Consider the following 16705-nt stretch of genomic DNA (forward strand, 5'->3'; position numbering starts at 1 on the left):
TGTCGCAAGCCGGCTCTTCGGCGGTAACCATGCTAGCCACCATAGCACTATATGTGTAGTGTATTCAACTACGGTTGTAGTCGTACTCAGGACGATTGCGGTGACAGCGTGCCGACGGTTGACGGAACGGGGTACATGCACCATGACGCGAGTTGGTGATAGCGGCGCCAAGCTTCGCGGGACCATTGTCCGGATGCATGCCCGCGTCTTGTTCGCGATCACGGTTGCCGCGATCGTGGTCGCGACCTTGGGCTGGCGCGGCATTGGCCCGTACCGTCTGCTTGCCCGACAGCCGTGGGGCTACGTCGGGCTGTATCAAGCGTTCATGCTGATGTTCCTGGTTGCGCTCGTCGCGTTCATCGGGTCGCGCCGATGGCCAAGCCGGATCTGGAACGCCAGCATGTTATGCGCCCATCTGGCGCCACTGTCGGTCATCGTCATTGCCCGCAGCGTTTTCGTCGCCACCAACTCCGAATTGTTCGCATATCTTGGGCTGGCGATCCACCTTCCACTGATCGGGCTGGAGACCTTCGCCCTGCTGTGGAAATCCCCCTGGTTGGGGAACCGGGCGTCGTGACACCCCATTTGGAATGGATTTGCAAAGCAGTGCATAACCATGCAGAATCGGCGGGGTGGCCGACGTATTGAGGGTGGCGATCGCCGGGGCCAGCGGCTATGCGGGCGGGGAAATCCTGCGGCTGTTGCTCGGGCATCCGGCCTACGCCGACGGGCGCCTCGCCATCGGTTCGCTGACCGCCGCGACGAGCGCCGGCAGCACCCTCGGCGAGCACCATCCGCACCTGACGCCGCTGGCCCAGCGGGTGGTCGAGCCCACCGAACTCGCCGTGCTGGCCGGCCACGACGTGGTATTCCTGGCCCTGCCGCACGGGCATTCGGCGGCGCTGGCCGAACAACTCGGTCCCGACACCTTGATCATCGACTGCGGCGCCGACTTCCGGCTCACCGACGCCGGCGCCTGGGAACGGTTCTACGGCTCCCCGCACGCCGGCAGCTGGCCCTACGGGCTGCCCGAACTGCCCGGCGCGCGGGAGCGGCTGCGCGGGGCGCGCCGCATCGCCGTCCCGGGTTGCTACCCGACCGCGGCGCTACTGGCGTTGCTGCCCGCGATGGCCGAGGACCTCATCGAGCCCGCCGTCACGGTGGTCGCCGTCAGCGGCACCTCGGGGGCCGGCCGCGCGGCCAAGACCGACCTGCTGGGCTCGGAGGTGATCGGATCGGCGCGGGCCTACAACATCGCGGGCGCCCACCGGCACACCCCCGAGATCGCCCAGGGCCTGCGGGCCGTCACCGACCGCGACGTCACGGTGTCGTTCACGCCGGTGCTGATGCCGACGTCGCGCGGCATCCTGGCCACCTGCACCGCGCGCACTCGTACGCCGCTGTCGCAGTTGCGGGCCGCGTACGAAAAGGCTTACGACGCTGAACCTTTCATTCACCTACTGCCCGAGGGGCAGCTGCCGCGCACGGGATCGGTGATCGGCAGCAACGCGGCGCACCTCGCGGTCGCGGTGGACGAAGCCGCGCAGACGTTCGTGGCCATCGCCGCCATCGACAACCTGGTCAAGGGCACCGGCGGCGCCGCGGTGCAGTCGATGAACCTCGCGCTGGGTTGGCCGGAGACCGAAGGCCTTTCGGTGGTCGGGGTCGCGCCGTGACCCGCACCACCGAGGCTCGCTTGGTGCGCGAACAGGGCGTCACCGCGCCAGCGGGCTTCCGGGCCGCCGGCATCGCCGCCGGCATCAAGGTGTCGGGCAACCGCGACCTGGCCCTGGTTTTCAGCGAGGGACCCGACTACGCGGCGGCCGGCGTGTTCACCCGCAACAAGGTCAAGGCCGCGCCGGTGCTGTGGACCCAGCAGGTGCTGACCACCGGGGCGCTGCGCGCGGTGATCCTCAACTCCGGCGGTGCCAACGCCTGCACCGGGCCGGGCGGCTTCCAGGACGCCCACGCCACCGCCGAGGCGGTCGCGGCCGCGTTGTCCGACTGGGGGACCGAGACCGGCGCCGTCGAGGTTGCGGTCTGCTCCACGGGGTTGATCGGCGACCGGTTGCCGATGGACAAGGTGCTCGCCGGGGTGCGGGCCATCGTGCAGGACATGGCCGGTGGGCTCAGCGGCGGTGACGAGGCCGCCCGCGCGATCATGACGACCGACACGGTGCCGAAACAGGTTGCGCTGCACCACCCGGGCAACTGGACGGTCGGTGGGATGGCCAAGGGTGCGGGCATGCTGGCGCCGTCGCTGGCCACCATGCTCTGCGTGCTCACCACTGACGCGGCCGCCGAACCGGCGGCGCTCGACCGCGCGCTGCGCCGCGCCACCGCGCTCACCTTCGACCGGCTCGACATCGACGGCAGCTGTTCGACCAACGACACGGTGCTACTGCTGGCCTCCGGGGCCAGCGGGATCGCCCCCGCCCAGACCGATCTCGACGACGCCGTGCTGCGGGTGTGCGACGACCTGTGCGCGCAGCTGCAGGCCGACGCCGAAGGCGTCACCAAGCGCGTCACCGTCACCGTCACCGGGGCCGCCTCCGACGACGACGCGCTGACCGCGGCGCGGGTGATCGCCCGCGACAGCCTGGTCAAGACAGCGGTGTTCGGGTCCGACCCCAACTGGGGCCGCGTACTGGCAGCCGTCGGGATGGCGCCGGTCACGCTCGATCCGGATCGGATCAAGGTGTCGTTCAACGGCTTTGCCGTGTGTGTCGACGGGGTCGGGGCGCCGGGCGCGCGCGAGGTGGACCTGTCCGGCGCGGACATCGACATCACCGTCGACCTCGGCGTGGGTGGCGGCTCCGCGGCCGTGCGCACCACCGACCTGTCGCACGCCTACGTCGAAGAGAACTCGGCATACAGCTCATGAGCATCAACACGCGAGAACTGCCGACCGGGGTCAAAGCGCAGGTGCTGGCCGAAGCGCTGCCCTGGCTCAAGCAGTTGTACGGCAAGATCGTCGTCATCAAGTACGGCGGCAACGCCATGACCGACGACACGCTGCGGCACGCCTTCGCCGCCGACATGGCCTTCCTGCGCAACTGCGGCGTCCACCCCGTCGTCGTGCACGGCGGCGGCCCGCAGATCACCGCCATGCTGCGGCGCCTCGGCATCGCGGGCGACTTCAAGGGCGGCTTCCGGGTCACCACACCCGAAGTGCTCGACGTGGCGCGGATGGTGCTGTTCGGCCAGGTGGGCCGCGAACTGGTCAACCTGATCAACGCGCACGGCCCCTACGCCGTCGGCATCACCGGCGAGGACGCGCAACTGTTCACCGCCGTGCGGCGCAGCGTCACCGTGGACGGCGTGGCGACCGACATCGGCCTGGTCGGCGACGTCGAGCGGGTCAACACCGCCGCCGTGCTGGATCTGATTGCGGCGGGCCGCATTCCGGTGGTGTCGACGCTCGCCCCGGACGCCGGGGGCGTGGTGCACAACATCAACGCCGACACCGCCGCGGCGGCGCTCGCCGAGGCCCTGCGGGCTGAAAAGCTGTTGATGCTAACCGATGTCGAGGGTCTCTACACCAGCTGGCCGGACCGCGAATCGCTGGTCAGCGAAATCGACACGGCCACACTCGCGCAACTGCTACCCACGCTGGAGGCGGGCATGATCCCCAAGGTCGAAGCGTGCCTGCGGGCCGTGACAGCGGGTGTGCCCAGCGCGCACGTCATCGACGGCAGGGTCGAACACTGCGTGCTGGTCGAGCTTTTCACCGATGCGGGCACCGGCACCAAGGTGGTGAGCGCATGAGTGCGCCGACGACGATGCAGTGGGGGTACCGCCCGCTTGCGGGGGACGCAGCGATGAGGAGGAGCGGCGCCAATGAGTGAGTCCGAAGCGATCAAGCAGCGCTGGGAAGCCGTGATGATGAACAACTACGGCACCCCGCCGCTTGCGCTGGCCAGCGGTGACGGCGTCGTGGTCACCGACGTGGACGGCAACACGTACCTGGATCTGCTCGGCGGCATCGCGGTCAACGTCCTGGGCCACCGCCACCCTGCGGTCATCGAGGCCGTCACGCGGCAGATGACGACGCTGGGCCACACCTCCAACCTGTACGCGAGCGAACCGGGCATCGCGCTGGCCGAGGAGCTGGCGGCGCTGCTGGGCTCCGACAAGACCGGCGCGCCGACGCGGGTGTTCTTCTGCAACTCCGGAACCGAGGCCAACGAGGTGGCGTTCAAGCTCTCGCGGCTGACCGGACGCACCAAACTCGTTGCCGCGCAGGGCGGTTTCCACGGCCGCACCATGGGCTCGCTGGCGCTGACCGGCCAGCCGAGCAAGCGGGCGCCGTTCGAGCCGCTGCCCGGTTACGTCACGCATGTGCCCTACGGCGACGCGGAGGCGCTGGCGGCCGCGGTCGACGACGCCACCGCCGCGGTGTTCCTCGAACCGATCATGGGGGAGGGCGGCGTCGTCGTCCCGCCCGAGGGCTATCTGATCGCCGCGCGCGAGATCACCGCGCGGCACGGCGCGCTGCTGGTGCTCGACGAGGTGCAGACCGGGATGGGCCGCACCGGAGCGTTTTTCGCCCATCAGCACGACGGCATCACCCCGGACGTCGTGACCATGGCCAAGGGGCTGGGTGGCGGGCTGCCCATCGGCGCGTGCCTGGCCGTCGGGCGGGCCGCGGACCTGATGGCGCCGGGCCTGCACGGCAGCACGTTCGGCGGCAACCCGATCTGTGCGGCGGCGGCGCGGGCGGTGCTGCGGGTGATCGCCGACGAGGACCTGGTCCGGCACGCCGACGTGCTGGGCAAGTCGGTGCGCCATGGCATCGAATCCCTGAACCACCCGATGGTCGACCACGTGCGTGGACGTGGCCTGCTGCAAGGCATGGTGCTGACCGCGCCACGCGCCAAGGAGACCGAAAACGCCGCGCGGGAAGCCGGTTTCCTGGTCAACGCCGCCGCACCCGACGTCATCCGGCTGGCACCGCCGCTGATCGTCACCGAAGCCCAGCTCGATAGCTTCGTCGCCGCGCTGCCGGGCATCCTGGACAGGGTCGCTGAATGATCAGGCACTTTCTGCGCGACGACGACCTGTCGCCCCAGGAGCAGGCCGAGGTGCTGCAGCTGGCCGCCGACCTGAAGAAGGACCCGTTCAGCTGCCGGCCGCTGGAGGGGCCCCGCGGTGTCGCGGTGCTCTTCGACAAGAACTCCACCCGCACCCGGTTCTCCTTCGAGGTGGGCATCGCCCAGCTCGGCGGGCACGCCGTCGTCGTCGACGCCCGCAGCACGCAGCTGGGCCGCGACGAGACGCTGCAGGACACCGCGCGGGTGCTGTCCCGCTACGTCGAGGCCATCGTGTGGCGGACGTTCGAGCAGGACCGGCTCGAGGCCATGGCCGAGGCGGCCACCGTGCCGGTGGTCAACGCGCTCTCCGACGAGTTCCACCCCTGCCAGGTGCTCGCCGACCTACAGACCATCGCCGAACGCAAGGGATCGCTTGCCGGACTGCGGATGTCCTACTTCGGCGACGGCGCCAACAACATGGCCCACTCCCTCCTGATCGGCGGCGTGACCGCCGGCATCCACGTCACCATCGCCGCGCCGGACGGCTTCGCCCCCGCCCCCGCCTTCACGGCGGCGGCGCGTGAGCGCGCCGAAACCACCGGCGGCTCGGTCACCCTCACCATGGACGCCGACGCGGCCGCGGCCGGTGCCGACGTCCTGGTGACCGACACGTGGACGTCGATGGGGCAGGAGGGCGACGGCCTGGACCGCCTCACCCCGTTCCGGCCGTTCCAGGTCAACCAGCGACTGCTGGGCCTGGCCGATCCGGAAGCCATTGTGCTGCACTGCCTTCCGGCCCACCGCGGCGACGAGATCACCGACGAGGTGATGGACGGGCCGGCCAGCGTGGTGTGGGACGAGGCCGAGAACCGGCTGCACGCCCAGAAGGCGCTGCTGGTGTGGCTGCTGGAGCGGCGCTCATGACTCGTAGCAAGACCACCCCCGAGACCACCCGGGCGGGCCGGCAGGACCGCATCGTGGCGATCCTGTCGTCGGCGTCGATCAGCAGCCAGAGCGAACTGGCGGCCCGGCTGGCCGACGAGGGCATCGAGGTCACCCAGGCCACGCTGTCGCGCGACCTCGAGGAGCTGGGCGCGGTGAAGCTCCGCGGCGCCGACGGCGGCGTGGGCGTCTACATCGTTCCCGAGGACGGCAGCCCGGTGCGCGGCGTCTCCGGCGGCACCGCGCGGCTGTCCCGGCTGCTGAGTGAACTCCTGGTCTCCGCCGACGCGAGCGCCAATCTCGCGGTGCTGCGCACCCCGCCCGGCGGCGCCAACTATTTGGCCAGCGCGATCGACCGCGCGGCGTTACCGTACGTCGTCGGCACCATCGCCGGCGACGACACGGTCTTCGTGGCCGCCCGAGAGCCGATGACCGGCGCCGAGCTGGCCCGCACCCTAGAAGAGCTCACCTAAAAAAGGAGATTGGTTCATGTCAGATCGCGTCATTCTGGCGTATTCCGGCGGTCTGGACACCTCCGTCGCGATCAGCTGGATCGGCAAGGAGACCGGCCGCGAGGTGGTCGCGGTGGCGATTGACCTCGGCCAAGGCGGCGAGGACATGGAGGTCGTCCGCCAGCGGGCCCTGGACTGCGGCGCGGTGGAGGCCGTCGTCGTCGACGCCCGCGACGAGTTCGCCGAGGGATTCTGCCTGCCCACCATCATGAACAACGCGCTGTACATGGACCGCTACCCACTGGTGTCGGCCATCAGCCGGCCGCTGATCGCCAAGCACCTGGTGGCTGCCGCCCGCGAGCACGGCGGCAGCATCGTCGCGCACGGCTGCACCGGCAAGGGTAACGACCAGGTCCGGTTCGAGGTCGGATTCGCTTCGCTGGCACCGGATTTGGAGGTGCTGGCGCCGGTCCGCGACTACGCGTGGACGCGGGAGAAGGCGATCGCGTTCGCCGAGGAGAACGCCATCCCGATCAACGTCACCAAACGTTCGCCGTTCTCCATCGACCAGAACGTATGGGGCCGTGCGGTGGAAACCGGTTTCCTGGAACACCTTTGGAACGCGCCCACCAAGGACATCTACTCCTACACCGAAGACCCGACCATCAACTGGAACACGCCCGACGAGGTGATCGTGGGGTTCGAGCGCGGCGTTCCGGTGTCCATCGACGGCAAACCGGTGTCCGTGCTGGCTGCCATCGAGGAACTCAACCGCCGCGCCGGCTGCCAGGGGGTGGGGCGCCTGGACGTGGTCGAGGACCGGCTGGTGGGCATCAAGAGCCGCGAGATCTACGAGGCGCCCGGGGCGATGGTGCTGATCACCGCCCACACCGAGCTCGAACACGTCACGCTGGAGCGCGAATTGGGCCGCTTCAAGCGCCACACCGACCAGCGCTGGGCCGAGCTGGTTTACGACGGCCTCTGGTACTCGCCGCTGAAAACCGCGCTGGAAGCCTTCGTCGCGAAGACCCAGGAGCACGTCACCGGCGAGATCCGAATGGTGTTGCACGGCGGCCACATCGCCGTCAACGGCCGGCGCAGCGCGCAGTCGCTCTACGACTTCAACCTGGCCACCTACGACGAGGGCGACAGCTTCGACCAGTCGGCCGCCAAGGGCTTCGTCTACGTGCACGGGCTGTCGTCCAAGATCGCGTCCCGCCGGGACCTGGCCGCCGACGAAGCGTGAGCACACGCGAGGGCTCGCTGTGGGGCGGGCGGTTCGCCGACGGCCCGTCGGACGCGCTGGCCGCCTTGAGCAAGTCCACCCACTTCGACTGGGTCCTGGCCCCCTACGACATCGTCGCCTCGCGGGCCCACACCGTGATCCTGTTTCACGCCGGACTGCTCGATGACGAGCAGCGCGACGGGCTGCTGGCCGGCCTGGACAGCCTCGCCGAGGACGTGGCCGACGGCAGCTTCACCCCGCTGGTGACCGACGAGGACGTGCATGCCGCGCTGGAGCGCGGGCTGATCGACCGGGTCGGCCCCGACCTGGGCGGCCGACTGCGGGCCGGGCGGTCGCGCAATGACCAGGTGGCCACCCTGTTCCGGATGTGGCTGCGCGACGCGGTGCGCCGGGTGGCCGACGGGGCGCTGGAGGTGGTGGCCGCGCTGGCCGGCCAGGCCGCCGAGCACCCGACGGCGATCATGCCGGGCAAGACGCACCTGCAGTCCGCGCAGCCGGTCCTGCTGGCCCACCACCTACTCGCGCACGCGCACCCGCTGCTGCGCGACGTCGACCGCATCGTGGACTTCGACCGGCGCGCCGCGGTGTCCCCGTACGGCTCGGGGGCGCTGGCCGGCTCGTCGCTGGGGCTGGACCCGGACGCCATCGCCGCCAAGCTGGGTTTCGCGGAGGCCGCCGACAACTCCATCGACGCGACCGCCGCCCGGGATTTCGCCGCCGAGGCCGCCTTCATCTTCGCGATGATCGCCGTGGACCTGTCGCGGCTGGCCGAGGACATCATCTTGTGGAGTTCGACGGAGTTCGGCTACGTCAGGTTGCACGATTCGTGGTCCACCGGCAGCTCGATCATGCCGCAGAAGAAGAACCCGGACATCGCCGAGCTGGCCCGCGGCAAGTCCGGGCGGCTGATCGGCAACCTGGCCGGGCTGCTGGCGACCCTGAAGGCCCAGCCGCTGGCCTACAACCGCGACCTGCAGGAGGACAAGGAGCCGGTGTTCGACTCGGTCACCCAGCTGGAGCTGGTGCTGCCGGCGATGGCCGGCCTGGTGGCCAGCCTGACGTTCGACGTCGAGCGGATGGCGGCCCTGGCCCCGGCCGGCTACACGCTGGCCACCGACATCGCCGAATGGCTGGTGCGCCGGGGAGTGCCGTTCCGGGCCGCGCACGAGGCCGCCGGGGCCGCCGTGCGGGCGGCCGAGGGCCGCTCCGTCGGGCTCGACGAGCTGACCGACGACGAGCTGGCCGCGATCAGCCCCGAGCTGACGCCGCAGGTCCGTGAGGTGTTGACGATCGAGGGCTCGGTGGCGTCGCGCGACCGGCGGGGCGGGACCGCGCCGGTCCGGGTCGCCGAGCAGCTCGAAGCCGTCCTGGCCGAGTCCGAGGAGCTCAAAGCGCGCCTCGGCGGCAGGGAATGAGAGGACTTTGGTTTCTGTGCCGGGCGGTGGCGTGCCGACTAAACTGCCCGCAGTAAGTGATCCGGGTGAACATTTCGGCCCTGATCTTCGTCGTCAAGGGGTGGGACCAAGTCAAGGGGTGGGACCAATGAGCGTCGTCGCGGGCGTATCCGGCGCCTTGCCGCTGTATCGCTACTCCCAGCGCGAGCTCACCGACTTCTTCGTCAGCATCCCGGAGTTCGAGGGCTACGAGGACATCGTCCGGCAGTTGCACGCCAGCTCGAAGGTCAACAGCCGGCACCTGGTAATGCCGCTGGAGCGGTATCCCTCCCTGACCGACTTCGGCCTGGCCAACCGGATCTTCATCGAAAACGCGGTCAACCTGGGCTGCGAGGCCCTCTCGGGCGCGCTCGACGAGGCCGGCCTGCGGCCGCAGGACCTGGACGTGCTGATCACCACGACGGTCACCGGCCTCGCCGTGCCCTCCCTGGACGCCCGGATCGCCGGGCGGCTGGGACTGCGCGAGGACGTGCGCCGGGTGCCGCTGTTCGGCCTGGGCTGTGTGGCCGGCGCCGCGGGCGTGGCCCGGCTCAACGACTACCTGCGGGGGGCGCCCGACGCCGCCGCCGCCCTGATCTCGGTCGAGCTCTGCTCGCTCACCTACCCGGGCTACAAGCCGTCGCTGCCAGGACTGGTCGGCAGCGCGCTGTTCGCCGACGGGGCCGGTGCCGTGGTCGCCGTCGGCGAGCGCCGCGCAGAACGGGTGGGCGCCAGCGGGCCCGCCATCCTCGACTCGCGCAGCACGCTCTATCCCGATTCGCTGCGGACCATGGGCTACGACGTCGGCGCCGCCGGGTTCGAGCTCGTGCTGGCCAAGGACCTGGCGCAAGTGGTCGAGGAGCACATCGAGCGGGACGTCACCGGGTTCCTCAGTGCGCACGGGCTGACGACGACCGACATCGGGGCCTGGGTGAGCCATCCCGGCGGTCCGAAGATCATCGACGCGATCAACGCGAGCCTGAGCCTGCCGCCGGATGCGCTGGAACTGACGTGGCGTTCGCTGGGTGAGATCGGCAATCTCTCGTCGGCGTCCGTGCTGCACGTGTTGCGGGACACCCGGGCCAAGCCGCCACCCAGCGGCAGCCCCGGCTTGATGATCGCGATGGGTCCGGGATTCTGTTCCGAACTCGTATTGTTGCGCTGGCACTGAGCTAAGGCATCGCCTCTTGTACCCCGTGTTTTCTCGCCCAGGCCGTGTCCCGTGAGCAGCAACCCCGAGGATCTCGTCAGGGCCCTCCGCGCATCGCTGAAGGAAAACGAGCGCCTGAAGCGCGAGGCCCGCGAATACCTCGCCGCGGCAACCGAACCCGTGGCGGTGGTCGGTATGGGTTGCCGGTATCCCGGGGGTGTGGATTCCCCGGAGGCCCTATGGCAGATGGTGGTTGAGGGCCGCGACGTGGTCTCCGATTTCCCCGCGGACCGAGGCTGGAACCTGTCGGGGCTGTTCGATCCCGACCCCGACGCGGTGGGGAAGTCCTACGCCCGGTGCGGCGGCTTCCTCGCCGACGTGGCCGACTTCGACGCCGCGTTCTTCGGCATCGCACCCAGCGAGGCGCTGGCGATGGACCCCCAGCAACGCTTGTTGCTGGAGGTGTCCTGGGAGGCGTTGGAGCGGGCCGGGATTGACCCCGCCGACCTGCGGGGCTCGGCGACGGGTGTGTTCGCGGGAATCTTTCACGGTTCGTACGGCGGCCAGGGGCGGGTGCCGGGACACCTGGAGCGCTACGGGCTACGTGGGTCGACGCTGAGCGTGGCCTCGGGCCGGGTGTCGTACGCGCTGGGTTTGGAGGGTCCGGCCGTGTCGGTCGACACGGCCTGTTCGTCGTCGTTGGTGGCCATGCATCTGGCGGCCCGGTCGCTGCGCGCCGGCGAATGTGACCTGGCGCTGGCCGGCGGTGTGACGGTGATGGCGACGCCGGCGATGTTCATCGAGTTCAGCCGGCAGCGGGCGCTGGCCTCCGACGGGCGGTGCAAGGCCTACGCGGGCGCCGCCGACGGGACGGGTTTCTCCGAAGGCGTCGGCGTGCTGGTGCTGGAAAGGCTTTCCGATGCACGTCGGTTGGGGCATCCGGTGCTGGCGCTGTTGCGCGGGTCCGCGGTCAATCAGGACGGCGCCTCGAACGGGCTGGCGACACCCAACGGGCCGTCGCAGCAGCGGGTGATCCGCGCCGCGCTGGCCGATGCGCGGCTGCGCACGGCCGACGTGGATCTGGTGGAGGGGCACGGCACGGGCACCACCCTCGGGGATCCGATTGAGGCGCAAGCGGTTCTGGCGACATATGGGCAGGACCGGCCGGCGGACCGGCCGCTGTGGCTGGGGTCGATCAAGTCCAACATGGGCCACACCTCGGCAGGCGCGGGCGCCGGCGGCGTGATCAAGGTGGTGCAGGCGATCCGGCACGGCGTGATGCCCAAGACGCTGCACGTGGACGTGCCCACGCCGCATGTGGATTGGTCGGCGGGGGCGGTGTCGCTGCTGACCGAGGCGCGGGAGTGGCCGGCGCAGGACCGGCCGCGCCGCGCGGGGGTGTCGTCGTTCGGGATCAGCGGTACCAACGCCCACGTCATCGTGGAGCAGCCGCCGCTGGAGCCCGAAAGCCCCGCGCCCGCGGGTGATGACGCGCCGGCGCCGTGGGTGCTGTCGGCCCGGTCGGCCGACGCCCTGGCCAACCAGGCGTCCCGGCTCCTGGCGCGGGTGAACGACGCCCCGGATCTGCGGGCGGTCGATGTGGCGTGGTCGCTGGTCTCGACGCGGTCGCTGTTCGAACACCGGGCCGTGCTGGTGGGCGCGGACCGCGAGCGCCTGCTGGCGGAGCTGGCCGGGGTGGCAGCCGGCGCGCCGGGCGCGGGCGCGGTGGTGGGCCGGGCGCAACCGGTGGGCAAGACGGTGTTCGTGTTTCCCGGGCAGGGCTCGCAATGGCTCGGCATGGGAGCCGAATTGCTGGACAGTTCGCCGGTTTTCGCCGAACACCTGCAGCGCTGCGAGAAGGCGCTCGCCGAACACGTGGAGTGGTCGTTGGTCGACGTCCTCCGCGGGGCGCAGGGTGCGCCCGGGTTGGACCGGGTGGACGTGGTGCAGCCGGCGCTGTGGGCGGTGATGGTGTCGCTGGCCGAGTTGTGGCGCTCGGTGGGCGTGGTCCCCGATGCGGTGATCGGTCATTCGCAGGGCGAGATCGCGGCGGCCTACGTGGCGGGCGGGCTTTCGCTGGAGGACGCCGCCAGGGTGGTGGCGCTGCGGAGCCGGCTGCTGGTGGGATTGTCGGGTGCGGGCGGCATGGTGTCGCTGGCCTGCGGCCTGGCCCGCGCCGAGGAACTGATCGCCGCGTGGGGCGATCGGCTGAATATCGCTGCCGTCAACGGTGTTTCCGCGGTGGTGGTGTCCGGCGAGGTGGACGCGCTCGACGAGTTGATCCGGCAGTGCGAGGCCGGCGGCGTGCGCGCCCGCAGGATCGACGTCGACTACGCCTCCCACTCCCGGCACGTCGATGCGATCCGAGCGGAGCTGGCCGAGGCGCTGGCCGGCATCGCGCCGCGGTCGTCGCCTGTTGCCCTGTTCTCCACCGTGACCGGTGACCCGCTGGACACCGCGGGCCTGGACGCCGACTACTGGTACCGAAGCATCCGGCAACCGGTCCAGTTCGAACGGGCGGTGCGCAATGCGTGCGGCGCCGGGTATGGCGTGTTCGTCGAATGCAGCCCGCACCCCGTGCTGCTCGCCGCCGTCGAGGAGACGGTGGCCGATTGCGGCGGCGACGCGTTCGTGGTCCCGTCGCTGGGCCGCGACGAAGGTTCGCTGCAACGGTTTTGGCTCTCGGCGGGCCAGGCCCACGTGGCCGGAGTGCCGGTGGACTGGCGAGCCGCCATAGCCGGCCTCGGCGGACGGCGCGTGGACCTGCCGACGTACGGGTTTGTGCGGCAGCGATTTTGGCTACCGGGAGGATCGACGGGTTCGGGCGACGTGGCCACCCTCGGGCTGGCCGGCGCGCGGCACGCCCTGCTGGGCGCGGTGGTGCAGCGGCCCGATTCCGGCGGGGTCGTCCTGACGGGCCGGCTGTCGACGGCCGCGCAGCCGTGGCTGGCCGACCACGCGGTGGGCGGCACGGTGTTGTTCCCCGGTGCGGGATTCGTGGAACTGGCCATCCGCGCCGGCGACGAGGTCGGATGTGCGGCGCTCGAGGAGCTGACGTTGTCGGCCCCGCTGGTGCTGGCGGCGGCGGACGGCGTGCAGGTGCAGGTGGTGGTCGGCGCCGCCGCTGAATCGGGGCAGCGCGAGCTGTCGGTGTATTCGGCCGGCGCCCAGTCGGACTGGGTGCTGCACGCCCAGGGCCTGGTGCGGCCCGCGGCAGTGCCGCCGGCCGGAAATCTGTCCATGTGGCCGCCGGTGGGGGCGACTCCGGTGGACGTGGCCGACGCGTACGCGCGGCTCGCGGAGCGGGGCTACGAGTATGGCCGGGCCTTCCGCGGCCTGCGGGCGATGTGGCGTCGAGGCGAGGAGATCTTCGCCGACGTCGCGCTGCCGGACGACGCCGGCGCGCAAGACGGTGGCTTCGGCATACACCCGGTGTTGTTGGACGCCGCGCTGCACGCGCTCGGTGTCGCCGCCGGAGGGGGCCAGACCATGCTGCCGTTCTCCTGGCAAGGGGTGTCGTTGCACGCGGCGGGCGCATCGCGGGCGCGGGTCCGGCTGGCGCCCACCGGCGCCGGGGCGGTGTCGGTGGAATTGGCCGACGGCGCCGGGCTGCCGGTGTTGTCGGTGCGCTCGTTGGCGATGCGCCCCGTCTCGGCCGAGCAGCTGTCGCTCGCGGCCGCGCCCGCCGAGGGGTTGTTCGAGGTGGCGTGGTCGCCGATAGCGTTGACCGGCAACGACATCGATCACGACGCGACGCTGTGGGAGCCGGGCGCCCACGGCGACGACGTGGTGCGGTCGGTGCACGCGGCGACCACCGACGCGTTGGGCGAGCTGCAATCGTGGTTGCGCGACGAGGGATCCGGGACGCTGGCGGTACAGACCCGCGGGGCGGTCGCGCTCGCCGGTGAGGACGTCGCGGACCTGGCCGGTGCGGCGGTGTGGGGGCTGGTGCGATCGGCCCAGGCCGAGCATCCGGGCCGGGTGGTGCTGATCGACTCCGACGGATCGCTGGACGCCCGCGCGGTGATCGGCTGCGGCGAACCGCAATTGGCGGTCCGCGCGGGTGTGGCCTACGCCGCCCGGATGCGGCCGGTGCGCCGGGGAGCGGTGCTGCGGCTGCCGTCGGGGGGCTGGCGCCTCGACGCCGGCGGCGGGGGCACGCTGGAGGATCTGGTGGTCAGCCCGTGCCCGCGGGTGGAACTGGAGGCCGGGCATGTCCGGGTGGCGGTGGCCGCGGTAGGGGTGAACTTCCGGGATGTGTTGGTGGCCTTGGGCATGTATCCCGGCGGTGGCCAGTTGGGGGCCGAGGGCGCAGGCGTGGTCGTCGAGGTCGGCCCCGGCGTGACGGGGCTGACGGTCGGCGATGCGGTGATGGGGCTGCTGAGGGTGGTCGGTTCCGAGGCGGTGGTGGATCAGCGGTTGGTCACGCGGGTACCGGAGGGCTGGTCGCTGATCACGGCCGCGGGAGTGCCCGTGGTGTTCCTCACCGCGCTCTACGGGTTGTCGGTATTGGCAGGGCTGCGCGCCGGCGAGCGGGTGCTGGTGCACGCCGCCACCGGCGGCGTGGGCATGGCCGCGGTCCAGCTGGCGCGGCACTGGGGCGCCGAAGTCTTCGCCACCGCGAGCCGCGGCAAGTGGGACACCCTGCGCGCGATGGGATTCGACGAGGACCACATCGGCGATTCGCGGACGCTGGACTTCGAGGAGAAGTTTTCGTCGGCCACCGGCGGGGCGGGGGTCGACGTGGTGCTCAATTCCCTGGCCGGTGAGTTCACCGATGCGTCGCTGCGGCTGCTGGCCCCCGGTGGGCGGTTCATCGAGATGGGCAAGACCGACGTCCGCGATCCGGACGTCATCGCCGAACGATATCGGGGCGCGCGGTATTGCGCCTTCGACCTGTTGGAGGCCGGTGCCGACCGCACCGCGGCGATGCTGACGCAGATCGTGGGGCTGCTGCGGGATGGCGCCTTGACGCCGTTGCCACTCAAGACCTTTGATGTGCGATGCGCCTCGGCCGCGTATCGGCTCGTCAGCCAGGCCCGCCACGTCGGCAAGGTCGCGCTGACCATCCCGTCCGGGCCCGGCGCGGTGCTGAGCGGGTGTGGCGGGCTGGCCGGCGGCAGCGTGGTGATCACCGGTGGCACCGGCATGGCCGGCTCGGCGCTCGCCCATCACCTCGTCGACCGTTATCGCGTCGCCCATGTGGTCCTGGCCAGCCGCGCCGGCGCTGAGGCCGCGGGGGTGGCGGAGGTGGTGGATCGCCTCCAGGAGGCCGGCGCCCGGGTGTCGGTGGTGGCGTGCGACGTCTCCGACCGCGACGCGGTCGCGGCGATGCTGGCGCAGATACCGGCGCAGTATCCGCTGCGCGGTGTGGTGCACGCGGCCGGCATCCTCGACGACGGGCTGGTCTTGTCACTGACGCCGGACCGGGTGGACGCGGTGCTGCGGGCCAAGGTCGACGGGGCCTGGCACCTGCACGAGCTGACCCGGGAGCTGGATTTGTCCGCGTTCGTGGTGTTTTCGTCGATGGCCGGCATCGTCGGCACCCCGGGCCAGGCCAATTACGCGGCGGCCAACAGTTTCCTCGACGGGCTGGTCGCGTACCGGCGATCGCACGGGCTCCCGGGCCTGTCGCTGGCCTGGGGTCTGTGGGAGCAGGCCTCGGCGATGACGGCCCACCTCGGCGAGCGCGACAAGGCCCGGATGAGCAGGCTCGGCATCGCGCCGCTGTCCACCGAGCAGGCGCTGGAGTCGTTCGACGCCGCCATGCTGGTCGACGCCCCGGTGCTGATGGCCGCCCGGGTGGATCGGGTTGCCTTGTCCGACAACGCCGCCGCGCTGCCCCCGCTGCTGAGCGAGCTGGCCGCCCGCACCACCCGGCGCGTCATCGACGACGCCGATACCACCGCCCAGATGACGGGTCTCACCGCGCGCCTGCACGGCCTCGCCCCCGACGCGCGTCAGCGGGAGCTGATCGACCTGGTCTGCGGCAACGCGGCGACGGTGCTGGGGCTGCCCAACCCCGCCGACATCAACCCCGCCCGCGCATTCCAGGACCTGGGCTTCGACTCGCTCACCGCCGTCGAACTGCGCAACCGGCTGAAAACGGCCACCGGGCTGACGCTTTCGCCCACGCTGATCTTCGACTACCCGACGCCGGCGGTGCTGGCCGGGCACCTGGACACCCAACTGGCCGGAACGGGGGCGAGTGACCGGCCGGACCTGATGGCCCGCTTCACCGACATCACCCGGGAATTGCAGGCGCTACTCAGCCAGCCCGACTGGGCTGCGGGAGACAAATCGGCGCTGCGGGCCCGCCTGCACAACCTGCTCGCCGCCCTGGGCCCCGCCGACCACCCCGCCCCCGAGGGCCTCGACGCCGACCTCAATGCCGCCACCGAAAGCGAACTCTTTGCCATCCTCGACGAAGAACTCGGCCACTGAGACCA

At 71.1% G+C, this 16705-nt stretch carries 10 protein-coding genes and 2 pseudogenes; all 12 read left to right on the forward strand.

What is annotated here, in order from left to right:
• Positions 1-193 precede the first annotated feature (193 nt).
• The 12 genes and pseudogenes from A5781_RS19510 (at position 194) to A5781_RS19560 (ending at position 16700) form a co-directional block, all read left to right on the forward strand.
• The gene (locus A5781_RS19510; protein WP_067210177.1) at positions 194-577 is read left to right on the forward strand and encodes a hypothetical protein; all 384 of its coding nucleotides are present in this window, start codon (positions 194-196) and stop codon (positions 575-577) included.
• Positions 578-616: 39 nt separating this feature from the next.
• Positions 617-1676, forward strand: a pseudogene (gene argC, locus A5781_RS19515) (N-acetyl-gamma-glutamyl-phosphate reductase).
• Positions 1673-2884, forward strand: coding sequence for a bifunctional glutamate N-acetyltransferase/amino-acid acetyltransferase ArgJ (argJ, locus tag A5781_RS19520; protein WP_067210185.1), 1212 nt, complete (start codon positions 1673-1675; stop codon positions 2882-2884). Before argC ends, argJ begins: the two are co-directional and overlap by 4 nt.
• Positions 2881-3768 carry an acetylglutamate kinase gene (gene argB, locus A5781_RS19525; RefSeq protein WP_067210188.1) on the forward strand — a complete coding sequence of 296 codons (888 nt, stop codon included), beginning with the start codon at positions 2881-2883 and terminating at the stop codon, positions 3766-3768. Before argJ ends, argB begins: the two co-directional genes overlap by 4 nt.
• Before the next feature lie 4 nt (positions 3769-3772).
• Positions 3773-3844: pseudogene (locus A5781_RS25715) on the forward strand (16S rRNA (guanine(966)-N(2))-methyltransferase RsmD); the annotation flags it as partial.
• Positions 3841-5034 (forward strand): acetylornithine transaminase, encoded by a 1194-nt coding sequence (locus tag A5781_RS19530; RefSeq protein ID WP_067210192.1) that lies wholly within the window; start codon positions 3841-3843, stop codon positions 5032-5034. The pseudogene A5781_RS25715 and the gene A5781_RS19530, both read left to right, overlap by 4 nt.
• Positions 5031-5957, forward strand: coding sequence for an ornithine carbamoyltransferase (gene argF / locus A5781_RS19535; protein WP_067210195.1), 927 nt, complete (start codon positions 5031-5033; stop codon positions 5955-5957). The genes A5781_RS19530 and argF overlap by 4 nt, the downstream gene beginning before the upstream one ends.
• Positions 5954-6448 (forward strand): arginine repressor, encoded by a 495-nt coding sequence (locus A5781_RS19540; RefSeq protein WP_066953103.1) that lies wholly within the window; start codon positions 5954-5956, stop codon positions 6446-6448. Before argF ends, A5781_RS19540 begins: the two co-directional genes overlap by 4 nt.
• A 16-nt stretch (positions 6449-6464) precedes the next feature.
• Positions 6465-7673, forward strand: a complete 1209-nt coding sequence (locus tag A5781_RS19545; RefSeq protein WP_067210198.1) for an argininosuccinate synthase — start codon at positions 6465-6467, stop codon at positions 7671-7673.
• Positions 7670-9088, forward strand: coding sequence for an argininosuccinate lyase (gene argH, locus A5781_RS19550; RefSeq protein WP_067210202.1), 1419 nt, complete (start codon positions 7670-7672; stop codon positions 9086-9088). Before A5781_RS19545 ends, argH begins: the two co-directional genes overlap by 4 nt.
• Positions 9089-9215: 127 nt before the next feature.
• Positions 9216-10277 carry a type III polyketide synthase gene (locus A5781_RS19555; RefSeq protein WP_067210205.1) on the forward strand — a complete coding sequence of 354 codons (1062 nt, stop codon included), beginning with the start codon at positions 9216-9218 and terminating at the stop codon, positions 10275-10277.
• A gap of 51 nt (positions 10278-10328) precedes the next feature.
• Positions 10329-16700 carry a type I polyketide synthase gene (locus tag A5781_RS19560; protein ID WP_067210209.1) on the forward strand — a complete coding sequence of 2124 codons (6372 nt, stop codon included), beginning with the start codon at positions 10329-10331 and terminating at the stop codon, positions 16698-16700.
• Positions 16701-16705 lie beyond the last annotated feature (5 nt).

This window comes from Mycobacterium sp. 852002-30065_SCH5024008 (genome assembly GCF_001665645.1).
Lineage (GTDB): Bacteria > Actinomycetota > Actinomycetes > Mycobacteriales > Mycobacteriaceae > Mycobacterium > Mycobacterium paraffinicum.